This window comes from Actinoplanes subtropicus (assembly GCF_000721705.1).
GTDB classification, from domain to species: domain Bacteria; phylum Actinomycetota; class Actinomycetes; order Mycobacteriales; family Micromonosporaceae; genus Actinoplanes; species Actinoplanes subtropicus.
On sequence record NZ_JOJL01000004.1, the window covers coordinates 132,812 to 154,257 of the forward strand.

A 21,446-nucleotide genomic window follows, 5' to 3' on the forward strand; every position below is an offset into this window, starting at 1 on the left:
TGTCGCCTTCGGCGAGTCCGTCGCACCCTTTCCGGGGCAGGCGGACCCGTACCGAAAAGGCACCGAAGAGGTGCCGCGGAAGAAAGAGACGCGATGCCGTCACCGAGGACCAGACCGCGCCGGGAGGTGGCCGATGAAGCACTGGTCAGATCGTTGTGGAACGAACACGGCCGGGCCATGCTCGCATATGCCACGCAGCTGACCAGGGACCGGTCGGCCGCCGAGGACGTGGTCCAGGAAGCGCTCGTGCGCGCCTGGCGCCACCCCGACAGCCTGGACAGTGGAAAGGGCTCGGTGCGCGGCTGGCTCTTGACAGTCGTCCGCAACATCGTGCTGGACCAGATCCGCGCCCGGAACCGGCGACCGCCGGAGGTGCGGGAGAGCCCGCCCGACGCCGCGGTCGAGGGCGACCACGCCGACCAGGTGGTCAATTCGATGGTCGTGGTGGACGCGCTGAGCACCCTCTCCGCCGAACATCGGGCGGTGCTCGAACAGGTCTACCTGAAGGGCAACACGGTCACCGAGGCAGCCGAGGCGCTCGGCATTCCGCCGGGAACGGTGAAGTCCCGGTCCTACTATGCGTTGCGGGCCCTACGCGAGGCCGGCAGAGAACGGTTGGCATCATGAGTACGCCGGAGAGCACGAACCCGACCAACGACCACGTCGACATGGCCGGCTACCTGATGGAGATGCTGACGCCCGAGCAGAAGCAGCGGGCGGACTCGCATCTCGCGGGTTGTGCTGCCTGCCGGGAGGAGATCGAATCGCTGCAGGAGTGGTCCTCGGCGCTGCGCGACATCCCGGACGAGATGCTGCTCGACGGCCCGCCGGAGGACGCCGACCTGGTGCTGCAGCGCACCCTGCGGCAGGTCCGGCAGGAGGCGTCCGGCGGGCGGGCGCGCCGGTTCGCGGTGCTGGCCACCGCCGCCGCGGCGATCCTCGCGGTCGCGATGGGCGGCGGGATCATTTTGGGTCGCGGTACGGCGCCGGGGACCCCGCAGGCGCAGGCTTCGACGTCGGCCTCGGCGGTGCCGCCCGGCACCCAGGTCGTGGCGGCGGCCGATCCGCGCACGGGCGCGCACATCAACGCGACGATCACCCCGGCGATGGGCTGGGTCCGGCTGAGCGCCACCGTCGGGGGGATCCCGGCGGGGGAGAAATGCCGCCTCGAGGTCGTCGGCAAGGACGGTTCGGCCGTGCTGGCCGGGTCGTGGCTGGTGTCGCCGGCCGGCGAGGCCAACGGGACCACGCTGAACGGCAGCGCGCTGATCGATCCCGCGCAGGTCGCCTCGGTGCGGGTGGTGAGCACGGCGGGCGAGCAGTACGTGAGCGTGAACGTCTGAGGATTTCGCTGGTAGTGAACGCCGGAAGACCTATGGCGAATTGGAGGTTGCGTCGCATGAACTCAACTTCCGGAGGTGCCCGGTGTCCACGAAACGACTTCCCGTGCTGTTCCTTGACGACATCGTGCTGCTGCCCGGCATGGTCGTCCCGATCGAGTTGGACGAGCCGGCCCAGCAGGCCGTGGACGCAGCCCGTACGTCGGCCGGTTCCGAGCTGCTGATCGCGCCGCGGCTCGAGGACCGCTATGCGTCGTACGGCGTGGTGGCCAGCGTCGAGCGGGTCGGCAAGGTCCGCGGCGGTTCGCCGGCGGCGGTGCTCCGGACCGGCGTGCGCGCCCGCATCGGCAGCGGCGTGACCGGGCCGGGCGCGGCGCTCTGGGTCGAGGCGTCGCCGGTTCCCCCTGCCGAATCCGGCGCCCAGGTCAAGGACCTCGCGGCCGAGTACAAGCAACTGGTCGTCTCGGTGCTGCAGCGCCGCGAGGCGTGGCAGGTCATCGACTCGGTCAGCGCCATCGACGACCCCGGCGATCTGGCCGACACGGCCGGCTGGGCGTCGTACCTGTCCAACGATCGCAAGCGGGAGCTGCTGGAGACGCCCGACGTCGAGGCCCGGCTGCGGCTGCTGATCGAGTGGACGAAGGACTATCTGGCCGAGTCCGAGGTCAGCGACTCGATCGAGAAGGACGTCCGCGAGTCGGTCGAGAAGCGCAACCGCGAGTACCTGCTGCGCGAGCAGCTCAAGGCGATCCGCAAGGAGCTCGGTGAGGACGGCTCCGACGGCAAGGACGACTACCGTTCCCGGGTCGAGGCGGCCGACCTGCCGTCGGCGGTCCAGGAGGCGGCGCTGCGCGAGGTCGAGAAGCTCGAGCGGGCCGGCGACCAGAACCCGGAGGCGGGCTGGATCCGGACCTGGCTCGACACGGTGCTCGACCTGCCGTGGAAAGCGCGTACCACCGACAGCACCGACCTCGACGCGGCCCGGGCCGTGCTCGACGCCGACCACCACGGGCTGGACGAGGTCAAGGAGCGGATCGTCGAGTACCTCGGCGTGCGGGCCCGTCGCGAGTCCCGCGGGCTGTCGGTCGTCGGCGGCCGCGGCTCCGGCGCGGTGATCCTGCTGGCCGGACCGCCCGGGGTCGGCAAGACCTCGCTGGGCGAGTCGGTCGCGCGCACGCTGGGCCGCAAGTTCGTCCGGGTGGCGCTGGGCGGCGTGCGGGACGAGGCGGAGATCCGCGGGCACCGCCGCACGTACGTCGGGGCGCTGCCCGGGCGGATCGTGCGGGCCATCCGCGAGGCCGGCTCGATGAACCCGGTGGTGTTGCTGGACGAGGTCGACAAGGTCGGTAGCGACTACCGCGGCGACCCGGCGGCGGCGCTGCTGGAGGTGCTCGACCCGGCGCAGAACCACACCTTCCGCGACCACTACCTCGACCTGGACCTGGACCTCTCCGACGTGCTGTTCATCGCCACCGCGAACGTGCTCGACACGATCCCGCAGGCGCTGTTCGACCGGATGGAGCTCATCTCGATCGAGGGCTACACCGAGAACGACAAGGTGGCGATCGCGCGGGACTTCCTGGTGCCGCGGCAGCTGTCCCGGGCCGCGCTGTCGGAGGGCGAGGTGACGGTCACCGAGGACGCGCTGCGCGAGATGGCCGCCAACTACACCCGGGAGGCCGGGGTGCGCTCATTGGAGCGGCTGCTGGCAAAGGCTTTCCGCAAGGCGGCGCTGGGGTCGTTGCCGGCGACCATCGACGCCGGTGACCTGAAGGGCCTGATCGGGCGGCCGCGGTTCCTGCCGGAGTCGGCCGAGCGTACGGCGGTGCCGGGGGTGGCGACCGGGCTGGCCGTGACCGGGATGGGCGGGGACGTGCTGTACATCGAGGCGTCGCTGCTGCCCGGGGACAAGGGCGGGCTTTCGGTCACCGGGCAGCTCGGGGACGTGATGAAGGAGTCGGCGCAGATAGCGCTTTCCTACGTGCGGGCGCACGCGGGGGAGCTGGGCATCTCGCCGGAGCAGCTCGACCACCCGATCCACCTGCACGTGCCGGCCGGGGCGGTGCCCAAGGACGGGCCGTCGGCCGGGGTGACGATGACGACAGCGCTGGTGTCGCTGCTGCTCGGGCGGAACGTGCGGGCCTCGGTCGGGATGACCGGCGAGGTGTCGCTGACCGGGCGGGTGCTGCCGATCGGCGGCGTGAAGCAGAAGCTCCTGGCGGCGCAGCGGGCGGGCCTGACCGAGGTGTACCTGCCGAAGCGGAACGAGCCGGATCTGGACGAGGTGCCGGCGGACGTGCGGCAAGCGCTTACCGTGCACATCGTCTCGGACGTGCGGGACATCCTGCGGACGGCGCTGGACCAGGTCGCGGTGGGCCTGGCCGCTTGAAATCCCCGTTGCCGTACGAGCGTCAGACGAGTCCCCGGCTCGTCTGACGCTCGTACGGTCGAAGCGGCATTCAGATGTAGTCGCCGAGGACGCCGGCCAGGACGTCGGTGGCGTCCTGGACGTTGACCTCGGTCATCTGCAGGGGGCCGCCGGGCTCGACATATTTGGCCGTGTCGGCGCGGCCGGCGAAGACGGGGGCGAAGCCGAGGTCGCGGATCAGTTTCGAGGCGGTCAGGCGGGCGTCGACCAGGTCAGTGCAGACGAACTCGGCCAGCAGCGGGTCGTGGCCGCGGCGGCGGGTCAGCACGCTGGTCGGGAGGGTGTTGAACGCCTTCACCCAGTGGGCCTCGGGGGCCCAGTCCATCAGGGTCTCCAGGCCGCTGCGACCGCCCGGGACGGCCGACGGCGGATTGGTCGCGTCGATCACGACCTTGCCGTTGAGGGCGGGGCCGGCCAGGTCGATCGCCTCGCGGGCGGCGGACCAGGCGGGGGCGAACAGGACCGCGTCGGCGAAGGCCGCCGCCTCGCCGATCGGCACCGCCCGGCCGTGCTCGCCGAGGCGCTCGACCAGGCCGCCCAGCTGCTCCGGGTGCCGCGACGTGATCGCCACGTCGTGGCCGCTCTCCACGCACCACTCGGCCAGGGTCGCGCCGAGCTGTCCTGCTCCGATGACGCCGATGTGCATATCTCCAGCGTGCCCGTTCGCCCACCGGTGGGGTGGGCGAACGGGGAAACTGGCTCAGCAGCCGGGCGCTGTCAGCAGCCGGGCGCTGTCAGCAGCCGGGCGCTGTCAGCAGCCGGGCGCTGTCAGCAGCCCAGGTGCCGGATGCCCACGCTGCCGGCGACGACCTGCGGCACCGCCCAGGCCGGGTCCATCCGGTCCCGCAGCGTCGGGGTCCAGCCGGCGTCGGGGGTGAGGTCCGGGTCGTACGCGGCGTTGTAGGCGGCCACCAGATCGACCGGCTGGACCTTGTTGCCGACCTGGACGAGCGACCCGATCGCGGTGATCTTCGTGCCCTTCCAGTAGTGGATGACGTCGGCGGCGGGGACGTCCGCGCCGAGCTTGAAGTAGTTGTTCTCGGCGTAGATGCTCGACTCGAAGCCGACGCCGAGCGAGTACTGGTACCGGGAGTCCGTGCCCAAGTACAGGTTGTCGTAGACGTCGACCTGGCCGAAGCGGACCCGCGGCGCCCGCTGCAGCACGTTGCCGAAGCGGTTGTGGTGCACGGTCACCCGCAGCTTGCCGACGTCCACGCCCGGGGTGTCGGTCGAGCCGATCAGCATCGTCTTGTCGTGGTCGTAGTAGTCGTTGTACGACACGGTGACGTAGTCGGAGCCCTTGATGATGTCCGAGGCCCCGTCGTGCACCTGGTACGGCCGGCCGAAGTACAGCGGCTGGTCCTCGTCGTGGTTGTTGCCGTCGCTGAGCGTGTTGTGGTCGATCCACACGTTCGTCGCGGCGGACAGCGAGATCAGGTCGTACAGCGAGTTCCAGTTGCCGGTCGAGCCGTCGGTCGGGTCCCAGGCCGGGAAGCAGTCGGCCGCGTCGGTCGCCTCGACGTTCCGGATGATCACGTTGCTGACGCCGGTGAGGGCGAGGCTGCCGTGGGTCAGCCGGCCGCCGTTGATGCCGACGATGGTGGTGTTGCTGCCGACGTTGATCTTCACGGTGGCGCCCTGGTTCTTGGCCGAGCGGGCGCGGGCGTCCTCGAGCGGGCCGCTGGGCTTGGTCGTCATGCCCCAGACCGCGGGGTCGTACGCGGCCAGGAACGCGCTCAGGCTGTAGGCCGGGTCGGCGAAGGCGTCGCAGCCGACCGGCTTGTTGTCCGCGTCCACCCGCAGGTCGATCTTCCCGCTCACGTACACGATCTTGGGGGTGGCGTTCGTGGTGTTGGTGGCGTTGTCGCCGCCCAGCGCCGCGACCAGTTCGGCGCGGTTGTGCACGACGGTGACGTGCGCGTCGTCGGCCGCGGAGCCGCCGGTGGTGCCGGGGCCGGCGGCGGCCCAGCCGTCGTTGACCGGCAGCGTTTCCCGGCCGATCCGGAGCGCGGCCGTGGTGATTCCCTTGCTTGCCGCGGTCACCCCGGCGGGCGCCGAGGCACCCGCCGGGGGAGCGGCGCCGGCGTTGGCGGCCGGCGAATCTGCCATCCCCAGCGCGGCGACAGCGACGAGGACGGCGATGGAGGTAATGGAGGGCATGGCATCTCCCTAGAGCGGCCGGTGGCGACCGTGAGGAATGCAGGAAAGCGCTTGCCTGGCAACAGTCACACGGAGGTCGAGCGCAGTCAATGCCTCGGACAACGCAGAAAATTTGCAGTGGGACCCGGGGAGGCCAGGGAAAACAAGGGCCGGCGCGGCCGCGGCGGCGGCCGGGTTGCCGGGCTCACTTGCAGTCCCTGCCGGGGCGGCTCACCTGCTGTCCCCTCCGCGGCGGCTCACTTGCAGTCCCTTCGGGGGCTCACTTGCCGTCCCTTCCGCGGCGGCTCACTTGCAGTCCTTTCGAGGGGCTCACTTGCCGTCCCTTCCCGGGGCCGGCTCACCTGCAGGACTGCGGGCGCCAGCCGTCGGTGCCGCGCAGGAAGGCGGCCATCGTGTTCGCCGCGGCCTGCTCGTCGGTCAGTTGCGGCCGGTCCGGCGACGCGATCGCCCCCGGTCCCCGGTTGTGGTACTCGGCCAGCCGCGCGTCCCGCCACGGCCACATCGTCCCGAAGTCGCTCCACGCGGTCGCGCCGATGTGCGCCCCGATCCACGAGTCGCGGATCAGCGTCTGGCCGATCGCGTTCGGGTCGTTGCTGGGGTGCCACGGGCGGCCCAGGAACACCGTGCCGGCGGGCGCGTCCGAGGTGAGCATGCAGCCCTGGAACAGCAGCCCGTGCGGATTGGCGATGTCGGTGCTCGGCGCGGTCACGAACCCGTTGGGCGTGGAGTTCCGGTTGAGCGAGTGGATCCGGCACCGGTCGAAGACCGCGGTCGCCCGCCCGAAGACGAAGTCGACGTCGCCCTCGACGTAGCAGGAGCGGAAGTAGGCCCGGGCGATCACCCCGGCCGCGGTGCTGTTCACGTAGAGGGTGTCCTGGTTGCCGATGAAACGGACCCGGTCGAACTCGATCCGGTCGGCGCGGGTCAGCACCGCCACCGCCTGCTTCGAGGTGATCTCGGGGTGGGCGGCCTCGTCGAACAGGTTCGCGAAGGTCAGGTTGCGGGCCCGGAAGCCGGCTCCGTCGACGGTGACCGACGCGCTGCCGGAGGTGCCCCACGGCGTGCCGTCCGGCTTCAGCGTGCCGTTGGCCCGGTCGTCGGCGATCACCACGGCCTCCGGCCCGGGCCCGCACCCGGCGAACGTGATGAACGGCTTGTCCAACGGGATCTTGACCTGACCGAGATAGGTGCCGGGCCGGACGGCGACGGTGACCGGGTCGGTGTTCCCGGACGGCACGGCGTCGACGGCGGCCTGGACGGTCGCGAAGTCCCCGGTGCCGTCGGCGGCGACCACCGCGAACGGCCGGGGTGCGGCCCGGGCGGGCGAGGTGACCGCCGCGGTGAGCGCGGTGCCGGCCAGCCCACCCCCGGCCAGTTCGAGGAACCTGCGTCTGCGCATCTTGTGGAACCTCCTAAGGAAAGGCCTTTCCTGCGGAAGTTAGAACCATCGATGCGTGGCGTCAATACCGATTTCTAGCGGTCCCAGGTGCTCTCGCGCCGCACCAGTTCGGCGGCGACGTGTTCCACCCGTGGCTCGGCGCCGGCCTCGCCCAGCGCGAGCCGCATGGCCCGCTCGCCCAGCTCGGTCAGCGGCAACCGCACCGAGGTCAGCGACGGCGTGACGTCCCGGGCGATCGGCATGTCGTCGAAACCGATCACCGCCACCCGGCGCCGGCCGTCGCGCAGCGAGGCCAGGGCGCCGACCGCCATCGAGTCGTTCAGCGCGGCGATCGCGGTGACCTCGGGGAACTTGACCTGGATCAGGTCGGTCACGGCGTAGCCGCCGTCCCGGGTGAAGTCCGCATGGAAAATCCGGCCCTTGGGGAGGCTGCGGCGATAAACCTTGGCGGCCCGGCGCACGCCGGCGAGCCGGTCGGCTGTCGTGGTCAGTGCGGCCGGCCCGGCGATCACCGCGATGTCCTCGTGTCCCAGGTCGAACAGGTGCGCGGCGGCGATGAAGCCGCCCTCCTCGTTGTCCGGCATCACGGCGTCGCCGGTGTGCTCGTGCCGGCCGATCACCGCGATCCGCCCGCCGGTCGCCTCGAAGGCCTGGAGCCGGTCGTCGAGCCGGGCCGCCGTGGCGGCGTCGAGATACCCCGACCCGGCGATCACGATGGCCGCCACCTGATGGGCGTGCAGCAGGTCGATGTACTCCAGCTCGCGGTCCGGCTGCCGGTAGCTGTTGCAGATGATCGCCAGCCGGCCATCCGCCTCGGCGACCCGCTGCAGCCCGCGGGTGATCTCCGCGAAGTAGGGGTCGGACACGTCGTGCACGATCACCCCGACCGCGCTGCGATGCGACCGGGCCAGCATCTGCGCGTGCGCGTTCGGCACGTACTTGAGCTCGGCGACGGCCGCGAGGACCCGCGCGCGTAGCGCGTCCGCGACCGGTTTCGAGCTGCCGTTGATGATCCGGGAAGCGGTCGCGGTGGACACTCCCGCGTGTCGTGCGACGTCTGCCAAGGTGGCCATGACCGGGGAGGATACCGGTGCCGGTCTTGCCCGCGGGGCGGCACGCCCACTACGGTCTAGGAAAGCGCTTACCTCAATGGGTTTCGTGGGAGGACCTGGACGATGGGTCGAAAGACGATCGGAATCGTGCTCAACGGTGTCACCGGGCGGATGGGGCTGCGGCAACATCTGCTCCGTTCGGTGCTCGCCATCCGCCAGGACGGTGGCCTGCCGCTCCGCGACGGGACCGTGCTCTGGCCCGAGCCGGTGCTGGTCGGCCGCAGCGAGTCCAAGCTGCGGGACATCGCGGACCGCCATGGCCTCACCGACTGGACCACCGACCTGCCGGCCGCGCTCGCCCGCGACGACGTGCAGGTCTACTTCGACGCCCAGGTCACCTCGGCCCGGGTCAAGGCACTGCAGATGGCGATCGACGCCGGCAAGCACATCTACACCGAGAAGCCGGTCGCCGAAACGCTCGAGCAGGCGATCGAGCTGGCCCGGCTGGCCGACGCGGCGGGCGTGAAGCACGGCGTGGTGCAGGACAAGCTCTACCTGCCGGGCCTGCGGAAACTCGCCCGGCTGATCGAGGGCGGCTTTTTCGGGCGGGTCCTGTCCGTACGCGGGGAATTCGGTTATTGGGTTTTCGAGGGCGACTGGCAGAAGGCGCAGCGCCCGTCCTGGAACTACCGGGCGGCCGACGGCGGCGGCATCGTGCTGGACATGTTCCCGCACTGGCACTACGTGCTCGAACAGCTGTTCGGACCGGTCCGGGCGGTCACCGCGCGGGCGGTCACGCACATCGGCACCCGCTGGGACGAGGACAACGCCCCCTACGACGCGACCGCGGACGACGCCGCCTACGGCATCTTCGAGCTGGACAACGGCGTGATCGCGCAGATCAACTCGTCCTGGGCGGTCCGGGTCAACCGCGACGAGCTGGTCGAGTTCCAGGTCGACGGCACGCACGGCAGCGCGGTCGCCGGCCTGCACCACTGCCGCGTCCAGCCGCGGGCCGCCACGCCCAAGCCGGTCTGGGACCCGGACGTGCCGACCAGCCAGCGCTTCCGCGAGCAGTGGCAGGAGGTTCCGGACAACGACGTGTTCCCCAACGGCTTCCGCGCGCAGTGGGAGCAGTTCCTGCGCTACGTCGCCGAGGACGCGCCCTACGCCGGTGACCTGTGGGCGGGCGCGCGCGGCGTGCAGGTGGCCGAGCTGGGCCTGCAGTCCTCCCGGGACGGCCGCCGCCTGGAGATTCCGGAGCTGGATCGATGACCGTCACGTTCAGCGGCAAGGGCTTTCCGGCCGAGAAGATCAAATTCAAGAGCCGGATCGCGTACGCCGCGGCGCCGGTCACCGCCGATCAGCACGCGGAGAACATCCCCGGTGCCCCGGCCGCCCTGGACTGGGAGGCGACCCTGCGCTTCCGGCGTCATCTGTGGTCGCACGGCTTCGGCGTGGCCGAGGCGATGGACACCGCCCAGCGCGGCGCCGGCCTCGACTATCCGGCGACCCGCGAGCTGATCCGCCGCAGCGCCGCCGAGGCCCGGGCGGCCGGGGGAGCGATCGTGGCGGGCGTCGGCACCGACCAGTTGCCGGCCGGGCCGGCGACGATCGACGAGATCCGGAAGGCGTACGCAGAACAGCTGGCCGATGTGCAGGAGGCCGGCGCCCAGCCGGTTCTGATGTGCTCCCGGCATCTCGCGGCGGCGGCTTCCGGGCCCGACGACTACCGGCGTGTCTACGGTGAGCTGCTCGACCAGGCCGACGGCAAGGTGCTGCTGCACTGGCTGGGGGAGGCCTTCGACCCCGCGCTGGCCGGATACTGGGGCGGCGACGATGTGGTGCTCGAGATCATCCAGGAGCATGCCGGGAAGGTCGACGGCATCAAGATGTCCCTGCTGGACGCCTCGCGCGAGATCGCCATGCGGCGGCAGCTCCCGCCCGGCGTTCGCATGTACACCGGCGACGACTTCAACTACCCGTCCCTGATTCTCGGGGACTCGGACGGCCACTCGGAGGCTCTGCTCGGGGTGCTGGCCGTGATCGCCGCGCCGGCTGCGGCCGCGTTCCGGGCCTTGGATGCGGGCGACACTTCCGGGTATGCCCGGATTATGGACCCGACTTTGCCGCTGGCGCGGCACTTGTTTGCTGTGCCGACATATCACTATAAAACCGGCATTGTCTTCCTGAACTGGCTCGCGGGCCATCAGGACCACCTGACGATGGTCGGCGGCGCCCAGGCCGGCCGCTCCCCGCGCCACCTGCTCGAGCTGATGCGGCTCGCCGATCAGGCCGGGATCCTCCCCGACGCCGAGCTCGCCACCGCCCGCGCCCGGGCCTGGCTCACGACGGTAGGACTGTCTCATCCAACCGCCCCGCCCACTGCCCAAGAGAGGCCTGAAGACTGATGGCCCGCTTCTCGCTCAACCAGGCCACCACCAAGCGCTGGCCCCTGCCCGACCTGGTCGCCGGTTGCGTCGCCGCGGGCGTGCCGGCGGTCGGCCTGTGGCGCGAGGAGGTCGCCGAGTACGGCCTGGACAAGACGGCCACCCTGGTTCGCGACGCCGGCCTGGCGGTGTCCTCGCTGTGCCGCGGCGGGTTCTTCCATGAGGAGGACTGGTACGACAACAACCGCCGCGCGATCGAGGAGGCGGCCACGCTCGGCACCGACACCCTGGTGCTGGTCAGCGGCGGCCTGCCGGGCAAGTCCCGGGACATCGACGGGGCCCGGCGGCACGTGGGCGACGCGATCGGTGCGCTGGTGCCCGACGCCCGGGCGGCCGGCGTCCGCCTGGCGATCGAGCCGCTGCACCCGATGTTCTGCTCGGACCGCTGCGTGGTGGCCACCCTGGGGCAAGCCCTTTCCCTGGCCGCGCCCTACCCGGCCGACGCGGTCGGGGTCTGCGTCGACACGTACCACCTGTGGTGGGACGACGAGGTCTGGCGGCACATCGAGGAGGCCGGCCGGCAGGGCCGCATCGCCGCCTTCCAGCTCGCCGACTGGATCACCCCGCTGCCCGAGGGCGTTCTGCTCGGCCGGGGCCTGCCCGGCACCGGCTGCGTCGACATGCGCCGCTTCTCGACGGCCGTGCACGACGCCGGCTACCGGGGCTGGATCGAGGTCGAGGTGTTCCACGAGGACGTCTGGGCCCGCCCCGGCGCCGAGGTCCTCGCCGAGGCGTACGCCGGCTATCGGGCCTTCGCGGCATGAGCACGCTGCGGGTGGACGGGAAAGCGGTTGCCACGTATGTGGAGTCGCCGTCGCTGGACATCCGGCTCGCGCCGCGGCCGTACCTGCATCCGGTCCGCACCCTCGACGGCGTGCCGGTCACCGATGCGCTCTGCTACGACCATCCGTGGCACATGGGCGCGTCGGTGACGATGGCCGACGTGGACGGCAGGAACTTCTGGGGCGGCCGCACGTACGTCCGCGACCGCGGTTACGTCTGGCTGGACGACCACGGCCGGATCGTCCCGGTCTCGTTGTCCCCGGTGCCGGGCGGGTTCACGTCGTCGCTCCACTGGTGTACCGCCGCGGGTTCGGTAGTCCTGCGCGAGCAACGCACGGTGACGGCGAGTGCCGCGCGGCACGGTTGGCGGCTTTCTTTCGCGTACGAGTTGTGTACCCCGGCCGAGGCGGTGGTGACGCTCGGCAGCCCGGCCACCCACGGACGGCCGGGGCAGGCGGGCTACGGCGGCTTCTTCTGGCGCGCCGCACCCGGTCCGGCGGTGGCCTTCGGGGCGAAGTCGGACGACCCGCACGGCACCGCTGATCCGTGGCTGGCTGTCACGGTGGCCGACCGGTACACGCTGGTCTTCGAGGGGCTGGCCGACGCGGATCGGTGGTTCGTTCGCACCGAGGAGTATGTCGGGGTGTGCGCGGCTCTCGCCTTCGACGAGGTGCTCCCGATCGAGCCGGGGAGACCGCTTACCCGGAGCATCTCGGTGCTGGTCGCCGACGGTGTGCTGACCCGGGGCCAGATCGAGGAAGCTCTTTAGGGCCGCTGTGGCGTCCCGCCGGCGAGTGTCAACATGCCGGGAACGGGGAACCTGTTTCGCATGCGAGGCGGGTTCGCGCGAGGAGAGGACGCCGCGCCTGGGAGTAGCCGGCGCGTCGTTCGTCTCCTTGTGCTGCTCGGCTTGGCCGCCGCGGCATATTTTGTGCTGAGCCTCTTCGAGCAGGCGGCGCGGGCCGATCCGGGCCCGGTGGGTCTCGTCGGCCTGACGGATTCCGTCGCGTCGGCCAGGGCCACGGCCGGCGAAACACGGAAAGTCATCCCGCCGCCGCGGAAGGTCCAGACGCCGCGGAAGGTCCAGACCCCGCGGACAGTCCAGGCGCAGCGGACGATCCAGGTCCGGCGGATGATCCCGCCCGCGCGGAAGATCGCGGCACCCAGGATCCGTGCCGGCGAGACCGTCCGGCGGGTGCAGGTCCGAACGTCGAAGCTGCGCCCGGCCACGTTCGACACGGCCCGGAGCGCGGCCCGAGCAGCGGTGACCTCGGCACGGAACGCGGTCGTCCGGCCGAAGTCGATGATGCCCGGGGAACTTCCTTCCGTGCCCAGGCTCGCCGAGCTGTCCCGTCTGCCGCAGACTTCTCTTCCCGAGCTGCCCCGGCTGCCGCAGGCCGAACTCCCGGCTTTGCCGCAACCGCCGTTCGCTGTGCCAGCGCCCCGCTTGCCGCAGGCCCACACATCGATACCGGCTCCGACCACGGCGCCGCACCACGCTCTCCCGCCGCCCTCGTCGCCGTCGGCCTTGGCGTCCGTGTGGGCCGGGCCTTTCCCGCAAGGGCCGGAACTGGCGCCGGCCCTGGCGCCGATGTCCCGGCTGTCCGGTGCGGATACGCCGCCAGCAGCCCAGGCTCGACCTCGGACGGCGCCGCTCCCGGCTCCTCCGCTCCCGGCTCCGCCGCCGCAGCCGGCCGATCGGTCGGCGTCCACCGGGCAGGCACGTGACTCCGGTGGCGGCAGCGCGCCCGCGATGGGAACCGTCCCGTCGCCGTGGCGGCCCGAAATGGCGGCCGCCGGCCGTCGCGTGGCCACCGATCTCCTCGCCCGCGGACGCAGCGTCCGTTACGCGGGGCCTCCCAGCTGAACGACCTCCCCGCAGGAGATCCGGAAACGGCCGGTTCGGCCGTCCGAAGCCTTGACCCTGGCTGGGAGGCCATCGTGATCCGCATTCTGCTCGTCGAACCCATGAATCTGCTCCGCGGCACCCTCGCCGCCACGTTGTCCCTGGAGGACGATCTCGAGGTCGTCGCCGATCTGGACACCCTCGACCAGGCGCTGGACATGGCCCGCGCGGTGCCGCCGGACGTGGCTCTTGTCGACATCGCGCTGCTGGTCGGCGACGGTCTGGCCACGTTCGCCCGGCTCACCGCGGAGCAGCCCGATTGCGCCACCCTGGTGCTGGCCGGCCCGGACGACCCGGCATCGCTCAACCGGGCGCTCGACCTGCGCGTCGGCGGTGTCATCGGTACCCAGGCCGCCCCGTGCGAACTGGTCCGCGGTATCCGCCGGGTCGTCCGCGGCGAGCGGGTCATCGACGCTCGCCTGGCCGTGGCCATGGTGGCGGCGCCGCGCAGCCCTCTGTCGCCGCGGGAACTCAATGTCCTGAGCGTGGCCGCGTCCGGCCTGCCGTCCACCGAGGTCGCGGCCGAGTTGCACCTGAGCGCCGGGACCGTTCGCAACTACATCTCGGCGATTCTCCGCAAGACCGGCGCCCGCAACCGCCTGGAGGCGGTCCGCCTGGCCGAGGGCGCCGGCTGGTTCCGCTGACGGCGGCCGGCGGCCGGTGGCCGGTGGCTCGCGGGCTGGCCCGATGATGGCGGCCGTGGGCGGTGGCTCGCTTGCGTGGCCCAGCTGACGGCGGCCGGCGGGTGATGGGCCGCCGGCGGTGGGCGGTGGCCCGCCGGCGGTGGGCGGTGGCCCGCCGGCGGCAGGGCCGGTGGGCGGCGGCCCGCTGATGGCGGCGCAGCCGCACCTGGCGGGGTGCGGCTGCGCCGGACGTATGGCCAGATCTGAACCGGTCAGAGCTGGCCGAGCAGGGCCAGGATCGCGTTGAGGAGCGCGGCCAGACCACCCGCGGCCGGGTTGCCGTCGAGCAGGTGGGTGATCGCGCAGAGCAGGTTGCCGAGCAGGTTGCCGGGTGCCTGGACCGCGGTGATCAGCAGGTGCACCTGGTTCAGGTCCACCACCAGGCCGAGCAGGTCGAGGTGCAGCGGCCCGAGGACGAGGTTCAGCACCTGACACGTCGCCGCGGCGACCGTCGCGGGCATGCTGACGGTGCGGGTGACGGTACCGATGGTGGCGCCGGACGCGTTCTTGACCGTACCGGTCAGCACGCCGGTGGCCACCAGGTTGCCGTTCTGAGCCGAGAACGCCGTCGGAGTGAAGGTGCCGGCGAACGAGCCGTTGTCGGACGTGCCGGTGATCGGTGTGGCGAGGGCGGTCACCGGCGGCGCGGCCGCGGCGGCCGTCGGGGCGGCGTTCGCCACGCCGGCACCCGCGAAGCTGAGTCCCATCGCCGCGAGCACCATTGCGACGATCATCGAAAGCCGTAGCCGATGTGTCATCGTTCCTCCTGCTGATATCGATCCGTCTCACTTCTGTCGTCATCGACAAGCCTCGTTGTCTGGCCGGGCTCGTCCCAGTGAGCGCTGTCATCGATTGACGGTGAGTGGAGTCAGGGGGATCGCTGACAGTTGTCATGTTTGCCGCGCGCACCGCCTCCGAAGCTGGGTGAACGGCCATACTGCCGAGTCACTCGAAAAGGAGATGCAAAGAGATCAGTGCGCGGCGTCGCCGAGGGCCGGGCCCAGAGCGGCCAGCAGCAGGACGGCGACCAAGGCGGCCGCCAAGCCGAAGAGTGCCGCCTGGCCGCCCAGCGATGCCGAGGAGCGGGCATGCCGGGCGCCGACGCCCACCCAGACGCCCGCCACGATCAGGCAGGCGGGCAGGAAGAACAGGCCGGCCAGCACCGCCGGCCGGAGGCCGTCGGTCAGGACGCCGGTGGTGGCGGCGAACGCGGAGATGCCGGCCGCCAGCCCCGTGACGATCCAGGCCGTGGCAATGGTGAAGGCGCGCATCCGGCTCACCACGCCGGGCAGACTACACCCCATCGATAAACAAGTGTCGATCGACTAGGTGACCGGCAGCCGCTGGGTGAACGGCCGCACCGCCCACGGCACGCCCATCTCGGAGGGCAGGGCCATCGTCTCGACCACCTTGCGCAGCAGGTCGTTGACGCCGGGGATGGTGCGTTTCGGGCCCTCGGTGAGCACCGCCGAGTCGTCGAGCGGGTGCGGCATCGGCACGTCGGGGACGGTGAGCGCCTCCAGCACGGCGGTGAAGTCGGCGGTCACCTCCAGCGGTACGAGCAGCGGCGTACCGTGCTCGCGGTGCTCCACCAGGTTGGTGAGCAGGTCGGCCCGGCCCTCGACCGGCCGCGGCTCGGCGTCGCCGGGCAGGGCGAGGCGGTCGGTCGGGTACTCCAGCACCGCCCGGCCGGCCGGGCCGCGGGCCGCGATCTCGCCGGCGATGAAGTCCTCGCCGGCGAGGGTCACCGCGATCATCACGTGCAGCCCGCTCTCGAAGGTGATCCGGGCGAACGCCGTGTCCTCCACCTCGATCGGGCGCACCCGGTAGCGCTCGGCGGCCAACTGCCGCGGCCGGCCGGCCCCGACGGCCTGGGCGCTGGCAAGCGCTTGCATGACCGCGTGCGCGAGCGGGTTGACCAGCGCGCCGTCGATCACCGGCCGCCCGGCGACGACCCGCCGCCCGGCCCACGGCGAGCGGGTGTAGTAGAGGTCGTCGCGTTGCCAGGACGCGGTCGCGGTGATCCCGCCGAGCGTCCCGAGCCCCGGCAGGGCGTCGCGGAACCGCTGCCACGCGGTCGACCCGAGCGCCTGGAAGCCGACCTGGCAGGCCCGCCCCGCCGCGGTCAGCGAGGCGGTGAGCGTGAGGTGCGCGGCGAGCGACGCCACCGGCGGCTTCTCCAGGAGTAGGTCGCAGCCGGCGGCGATCGCGTCGAGCGCGATCTGCAGGTGCGTATGCGGCGGCGTGCAGATCACCACCACGTCGGGGGCGGCCTCGGCCAGCAGCTCACGGTGATCGGTGAAGACCAGGACCTCCGGCGGTACGGGTGGGTCCGGCTCGAGCGGCCGCAGATCGGCGAGGGCGACCAGCCGGAGCCGGCCCGCCGCCGCCACCTCGGCGATGCGACGGCGATGCCACCGCCCGTGCCCGTTCGCCCCGATCAACGCCACCGTCGTCGTCATACCGCACCTACTCGCATCGTCGGTCCCCCCGATCGCCGGCGCCGGGAGTCGTGCCCCAACCAACTCGCGTCGCCGGGCCTCCGGGTCGCTGGCACCGGGCCACGCCGCGCCGCCTCGCGCCGCCGCACCACGTCGCGCCGCACGACCGCGTCGCACGTCGCCCTGCCGCACCACGTCGCGCTGCCGCACCACGTCGCGCGTCGCGGTGCCGCACCACGTCGCGCCGCTGCAGCACGCCGCGCCGCCGCGCTGCCGGGACGCCGGCGCCGGGGGTCATGCCGCACCAACTCGCGTCGCCGGGTCGGCGGTGCCGGGAGTCATGACGTGCCTGCCAGGGTCGCTTCCACGCCGTGTTTGTCGAACTCGGTCAGCCACTCGATCAGCTGATCGCGGACCACCTCGTCGTCGGCCAGTTCCGGCGCGAACACCGTGTCCAGCCCGAGCAGCGCGTCCACCACCCCGGCCGGGGTCGCCGGCGCCGCCGCGCGCCGCGCCCGGATGCGGGCCGCCAGCGGGTCGTCGAGGGGGAGCGGGTGCCCATCGTCGGCCACACCGCCGGTGAAGCGCATCCACCCGGCGACCACCATGATCGCCCACCGGGGTGTGGCGCCGGCCGCGCGCCGGTCGAGGATCGTGTGCAGGACCCGCTGCGGCAGCTTCTGCGAGCCGTCCATCGCGACCTGCACGGTCCGGTAGACGAGGGCCGGGTTCGCGAACCGGTGCAGCACCTCCTCGCCGTACTCGATCCGGTCGACGCCCGGCGGCGGAGTCAGGCTGGGCGCGATGTCCTCGGCGATGAAGCGCCGCAGCATGCCGGCCATCCCGGGCAGGGTGAGCGCGTCGGCGATCGTCTCGCGCCCGGCGAGCGCCCCGAGGTAAGCGATTGCCGAGTGCACCCCGTTGAGCGTCCGCAACTTCAGCGTCTCCCACGGGCGCGGGTCGCCGGTGAGGACCGCGCCCGCCTTCTCCCAGGCCGGTCGGCCGGCCGGGAAGTCGTCCTCGATGACCCACGCCGAATAGGGCTCGCCGGAGAGCGCCGCCTCGTCGCGTACGCCCAGCTCGCCGCGGGCGATGGCCCGGGTCTCGTCGGTGCTGGCCGGCACGATCCGGTCGACCATCGTGCCGGGGAAGGTCACGTTCTCCCGCACCCAGTCGGTGTGCGACGTTGCCGTGGCCAGGTAGTCGACCAGCCCGCGCAGGCGGTGCCCGTTGGCCGGCAGGTTGTCGCAGCTGACCAGGGCGATCGGCCCGGCATCGGCCCGCCGCCGGGCGGCCAGCCCCCGGATCAGCAGGCCCGGCACGGTCCGCGGCGGCCGGGCGCTCTCCAGGTCGCCGCGCAGTTCGTCGTCGAGCAGCAGCCGACCGGTCGCCGGGTCGAGCCGGTAGCCCTTCTCGGTCACGGTCAGCGTGACGATCCGGATGGCCGGGTCGGCGAGCAGCTGGACCACCGCGTCCGGATCGCTCGCCGCGTGCCGCAGCCCGGCGAGCGAGCCGACCACCCGGGTGGAGCGGCCCTCCGCGGCGAGCGTGGTGACGCTGTAGAGCCGATCCTGCGCCCGTAGCGCCTCGAGCACGGTGACCGAGCGGGGCGCGACGCCGACGATGCCCCAGTCGCCGCCGGCGGCCGCCATCGCGTCCTCGGTGAAGACGGCCTGGTGGGCCCGGTGGAACGCGCCGAGGCCGAGGTGGACGATGCCGGCGCCGGCGGTGCCCGGGGTGATCCGCGGGCGGCAGGCGGCGGGCACCCGGGAAAGGGTGGCGAGGCCGAGGAGATCGCTCATTTCCACGCCGGCCCGTCCGGGAAGCGGAACTCGGCGATCGACTCCGGCTTGAGGTCCGAGCTGTAGCCGGGCCGCTCGGGGACCAGATAGCGCCCGTCCCTCGTGCGTACCGGATCCTGGAAATGCTCGTGCAGGTGGTCGACGTACTCGACCATCCGGCCGTCGAGGGACGTGCCCACCCGCAGGAAGTCGAAGATCGCCAGGTGCTGGACCAGTTCGCAGAGGCCGACCCCGCCGGCGTGCGGGCAGACCGGCACCCCGAACTTCGCCGCCATCAGCAGCTCGGCGAGCACCTCGGGGACGCCGGCCACCCGGCAGGCGTCGATCTGCATCACCCGGATCGCGCCGGCCTGCAGCAGCTGCTTGAAGATGACCCGGTTGGCGGCGACCTCGCCGGTGGCCACCCGTACCGGCGCCACGGCCTGCTGAATTCGGGCGTGGCCGAGCACGTCGTCCGGGTGGGTGGGCTCCTCGATCCAGTATGGGTCGGTCTCGGCCAGCAGGCGCATGTTGGCGATCGCCTCGTCGACGCCCCACACCTGGTTGGCGTCCATCATGAGCAGCGCCTCCGGCCCGATCTCGGAGCGGATGATCCGGGCCCGGCGGACGTCGTCCTCGATCGGGCCGCCGACCTTCATCTTCATCGCCCGCCAGCCCTCGGCATACGCCTGCTGGGTCAGCGCCCGCACCTTGTCGTCGGGGTACCCGAGCCAGCCGACGCTGGTGGTGTACGACGGGAAGCCGTCCCGCCGGAGCTCGGCCAGCCGGTCCTCGAGCCCGACCCGGCCCTTGTCGAGGATAGCGCTTGCCTCGGCGGGGCTGAGCGCGTCGTCGATGTGCCGGAAGTCGACGCAGGCGACCAGGTCGGCGGTGGGCATCTCGGCGAGCAGCTGCCACATCGGCTTGCCCGCGACCTTGGCCCGCAGGTCCCACACCGCGTTGACGATCGCGCCGGTGGCCATGTGCAGGGCGCCCTTCTCCGGCCCGAGCCAGCGCAGCTGCACGTCGGCGGTGAGCGACCGGAGGAACGCGAGCGGCTCGGCGACCAGATCGTCGAGGGTCCGGCCCACCACGTGGTGGGCAAGCGCTTCCACCGCCGCGCAGGTGATTTCGTTGCCCCGCCCGTTGGTGAAAGTGAACCCGCTTCCGGCCGGGCCGTCGGCGGTGGCCAGCTCCACATAGGTCGCCGAGTAGTCGCCCCGGTTGATCGCGTCCGAGCCGTCCCCGGCGGCCGCGGTCGGAAAGCGCACGTCGTGGACGGTCAGTCCCGTGATGATCATTTTGCCGCCTTGTCCAGCCGGAAGATGCGCTTCGGCAGGTGGTAGGAGAGGTCGGCCATGGTCTCCACGGCCTCGTCCATCGGGAGCCGGTCCTGCACCACGAGCGAGGCGAGGTAGCCGGCGTCGGAGCGGCGGGAGATGTCGTGCCGCACCGGGATCGAGCAGAACGCGCGGGTGTCGTCGACGAAACCGGCCGTGTTGTAGAAGCCGGCCGAGTCGGTGACCGCCTCCCGGAAGCGGCGCATCGCGTCGGGCGTGTCCAGGAACCACCACGGCGCGCCCAGGAACATCGCCGGGTAGCCGCCGGCCAGCGGAGCCAGTTCCCGGCTGAACGTGTACTCGTCCAATGTGTACACCACGAGGCGGAGACGAGGGTCCATCCCATACGTGTCGAGCAGTGGTTTCAAAGCGTGCACGTAGTCGGTGGCCTGGGGGATGTCGCCGCCCACGTCCTTGCCGTGCGCGGCGTAGAGCCGGTGGTTGTGGTCGCGCACCGCGCCCGGGTGCAGCTGCATGACCAGCCCGTCGTCGAGCGACATCCGGGCGAACTCGAGCAGCATGTGCCCGCGGAACCGCTCGGCGTCCGCGGCCGACGCCGCCCCGCGCAGGCCCCGCTCGTAGATGGCCGCCGCCTCGGCCGCGGTCAGCACCTCGGTGCGCGCCGTCGGGTGCCCGTGGTCGGAGCAGGTGGTGCCGGCCCCGATGAACGCCTCGCGCCGCCGGCGCAGCGCGGCCAGGTAGCCGGCGTAGGTCCCGGTGTCCTCGCCGGCCAGGTCGCCGAGCCGGCCGACGTTCTCGAGCCAGTCCTCGCGGTCCAGGTCGACCACGTTGTCCGGCCGGAACGTGGAGATGACCCGGCCGCCGGGCCCGCCCCAGCCGTCGGCGGCGAGCTTGGCGTGCTGCCCGAGGCCGTCGGTGGGCGACTCGGTGGTGGCGAGCACCTCGATGCCGAACCGCTCGAACAGGGCCCGCGGCCGGAAGCCGGGCTCGGCGAGTCGGGCGGCGATCCCGTCGTAGACATCGTCGGCGGTCTCCCGGCCGAGTCGTGTCTCAACCCCGAAAACCGTTGCGAGCGTACGTTCGAGCCAGAGCCGGGACGGGGTGCCGCGGAACAGGTGCCAGTTGTCGGCGAGCAGCCGCCAGATGACCCGGCCGTCGGTCTCCACCGGGCCGCCGTCCCGCCGCGGCACGCCCAGCCGGTCGGGCGGGATGCCCTGGCTCAGCAGCATCCGGGTGACGTAGTGGTCGGGCACGATGAGCAGGCGGGCCGGATCGGGGAACGGTTCGTCGTCCGCGAGCAGGCGCGGGTCGACGTGCCCGTGCGGGCTGATCAGCGGCAGGTCGCGCGCGGTGGCGTAGAGCTCGCGGGCGACCTGGGCATGGCGCGGGTCGATGGCGAACGTCGGGTCGGACACGGTCACCTCTTCGGTTCGGGGCCGTCTTCAGGCTTTGGTTTGCGCACCGGGTAAGGCTTTCCCAGGCGCTGGATGCGGGGCGCAGCAGGGAAGGCCTTTCCGCGGCGCTGCGTGCGGGGGTGCGCAGGGTAAGGCCTTTCCCAGGAACTGGGCGCGGGGCGCGGTGGGTAAGGCCTTTGCCTCCCGCCGTATGCGGGGGCCCACAAGGTAAGGCCTTTCCCGAGAACTGGGCGCAGGGCGTGGTGGGTAAGGCCTTTCCCGGGGCGGGGCGCGCAGAGCGTGGTGAGTAAGGCCTTTCCCCCGCACC

At 72.0% G+C, this 21,446-nt stretch carries 18 protein-coding genes; 8 read left to right on the plus strand and 10 right to left on the minus strand.

Annotated features, from left to right (window positions below; translation table 11 throughout):
* Window positions 1-93: 93 nt before the first annotated feature.
* The 3 genes from IH26_RS0106390 to lon all read left to right on the plus strand — a co-directional run bounded on the left by IH26_RS0106390 (window position 94) and on the right by lon (window position 3,729).
* Window positions 94-627: a sigma-70 family RNA polymerase sigma factor gene (locus IH26_RS0106390; protein WP_030435170.1), complete on the plus strand. Its 534-nt coding sequence runs from the start codon at window positions 94-96 to the stop codon at window positions 625-627.
* Window positions 624-1,343: an anti-sigma factor family protein gene (locus IH26_RS0106395; protein WP_030435171.1), complete on the plus strand. Its 720-nt coding sequence runs from the start codon at window positions 624-626 to the stop codon at window positions 1,341-1,343. The genes IH26_RS0106390 and IH26_RS0106395 overlap by 4 nt, the downstream gene beginning before the upstream one ends.
* An 82-nt stretch (window positions 1,344-1,425) precedes the next feature.
* Window positions 1,426-3,729, plus strand: a complete 2,304-nt coding sequence (gene lon / locus IH26_RS0106400; protein WP_030435172.1) for an endopeptidase La — start codon at window positions 1,426-1,428, stop codon at window positions 3,727-3,729.
* A gap of 70 nt (window positions 3,730-3,799) precedes the next feature.
* Here lon and IH26_RS0106405 read toward each other — a convergent pair whose 3' ends face one another.
* The 4 genes from IH26_RS0106405 to IH26_RS0106420 all read right to left on the minus strand — a co-directional run bounded on the left by IH26_RS0106405 (window position 3,800) and on the right by IH26_RS0106420 (window position 8,400).
* Window positions 3,800-4,414 carry an NADPH-dependent F420 reductase gene (locus IH26_RS0106405; RefSeq protein WP_030435173.1) on the minus strand — a complete coding sequence of 205 codons (615 nt, stop codon included), beginning with the start codon at window positions 4,412-4,414 and terminating at the stop codon, window positions 3,800-3,802.
* A 122-nt stretch (window positions 4,415-4,536) separates the two neighbouring features.
* Window positions 4,537-5,877, minus strand: a complete 1,341-nt coding sequence (locus IH26_RS0106410; RefSeq protein WP_030435174.1) for a pectate lyase family protein — start codon at window positions 5,875-5,877, stop codon at window positions 4,537-4,539.
* Window positions 5,878-6,265: 388 nt separating this feature from the next.
* Window positions 6,266-7,327 (minus strand): pectinesterase family protein, encoded by a 1,062-nt coding sequence (locus IH26_RS0106415; protein WP_030435175.1) that lies wholly within the window; start codon window positions 7,325-7,327, stop codon window positions 6,266-6,268.
* A gap of 74 nt (window positions 7,328-7,401) precedes the next feature.
* Window positions 7,402-8,400: a LacI family DNA-binding transcriptional regulator gene (locus IH26_RS0106420; protein WP_030435176.1), complete on the minus strand. Its 999-nt coding sequence runs from the start codon at window positions 8,398-8,400 to the stop codon at window positions 7,402-7,404.
* A 102-nt stretch (window positions 8,401-8,502) separates the two neighbouring features.
* Between IH26_RS0106420 and IH26_RS0106425 the strand changes: the two genes are divergently transcribed.
* The 5 genes from IH26_RS0106425 (at window position 8,503) to IH26_RS0106445 (ending at window position 14,162) form a co-directional block, all read left to right on the plus strand.
* Window positions 8,503-9,654: a Gfo/Idh/MocA family protein gene (locus IH26_RS0106425; RefSeq protein ID WP_030435177.1), complete on the plus strand. Its 1,152-nt coding sequence runs from the start codon at window positions 8,503-8,505 to the stop codon at window positions 9,652-9,654.
* Window positions 9,651-10,790, plus strand: coding sequence for a DUF993 family protein (locus IH26_RS0106430; RefSeq protein WP_051807623.1), 1,140 nt, complete (start codon window positions 9,651-9,653; stop codon window positions 10,788-10,790). Before IH26_RS0106425 ends, IH26_RS0106430 begins: the two co-directional genes overlap by 4 nt.
* Entirely contained in the window at window positions 10,790-11,593 is an 804-nt protein-coding gene (locus tag IH26_RS0106435; protein WP_030435179.1) for a sugar phosphate isomerase/epimerase family protein, read from the plus strand. Before IH26_RS0106430 ends, IH26_RS0106435 begins: the two co-directional genes overlap by 1 nt.
* Window positions 11,590-12,381 carry a DUF6807 domain-containing protein gene (locus IH26_RS0106440; protein WP_030435180.1) on the plus strand — a complete coding sequence of 264 codons (792 nt, stop codon included), beginning with the start codon at window positions 11,590-11,592 and terminating at the stop codon, window positions 12,379-12,381. The genes IH26_RS0106435 and IH26_RS0106440 overlap by 4 nt, the downstream gene beginning before the upstream one ends.
* A 1,172-nt stretch (window positions 12,382-13,553) precedes the next feature.
* A complete protein-coding gene (locus IH26_RS0106445) occupies window positions 13,554-14,162 on the plus strand; it encodes a response regulator transcription factor (RefSeq protein WP_030435181.1) in 609 nt (202 codons plus the stop codon).
* A 251-nt stretch (window positions 14,163-14,413) separates the two neighbouring features.
* Here IH26_RS0106445 and IH26_RS59560 read toward each other — a convergent pair whose 3' ends face one another.
* From IH26_RS59560 to uxaC, 6 genes are all read right to left on the minus strand, one after another.
* On the minus strand, window positions 14,414-14,959 hold the full coding sequence (locus IH26_RS59560) for a hypothetical protein (protein ID WP_030435182.1): 546 nt from the start codon (window positions 14,957-14,959) through the stop codon (window positions 14,414-14,416).
* A 213-nt stretch (window positions 14,960-15,172) separates the two neighbouring features.
* On the minus strand, window positions 15,173-15,484 hold the full coding sequence (locus tag IH26_RS0106455; RefSeq protein WP_030435183.1) for a hypothetical protein: 312 nt from the start codon (window positions 15,482-15,484) through the stop codon (window positions 15,173-15,175).
* 42 nt (window positions 15,485-15,526) lie between these two features.
* Window positions 15,527-16,663 (minus strand): Gfo/Idh/MocA family protein, encoded by a 1,137-nt coding sequence (locus tag IH26_RS0106460; protein WP_030435184.1) that lies wholly within the window; start codon window positions 16,661-16,663, stop codon window positions 15,527-15,529.
* Between the two features lie 317 nt (window positions 16,664-16,980).
* The gene (locus IH26_RS0106465; RefSeq protein WP_030435185.1) at window positions 16,981-18,444 is read right to left on the minus strand and encodes a mannitol dehydrogenase family protein; all 1,464 of its coding nucleotides are present in this window, start codon (window positions 18,442-18,444) and stop codon (window positions 16,981-16,983) included.
* Window positions 18,441-19,724: an enolase C-terminal domain-like protein gene (locus IH26_RS0106470; protein WP_030435186.1), complete on the minus strand. Its 1,284-nt coding sequence runs from the start codon at window positions 19,722-19,724 to the stop codon at window positions 18,441-18,443. The genes IH26_RS0106465 and IH26_RS0106470 overlap by 4 nt, the downstream gene beginning before the upstream one ends.
* Window positions 19,721-21,145: a glucuronate isomerase gene (uxaC, locus tag IH26_RS0106475; RefSeq protein ID WP_030435187.1), complete on the minus strand. Its 1,425-nt coding sequence runs from the start codon at window positions 21,143-21,145 to the stop codon at window positions 19,721-19,723. Before uxaC ends, IH26_RS0106470 begins: the two co-directional genes overlap by 4 nt.
* Window positions 21,146-21,446 lie beyond the last annotated feature (301 nt).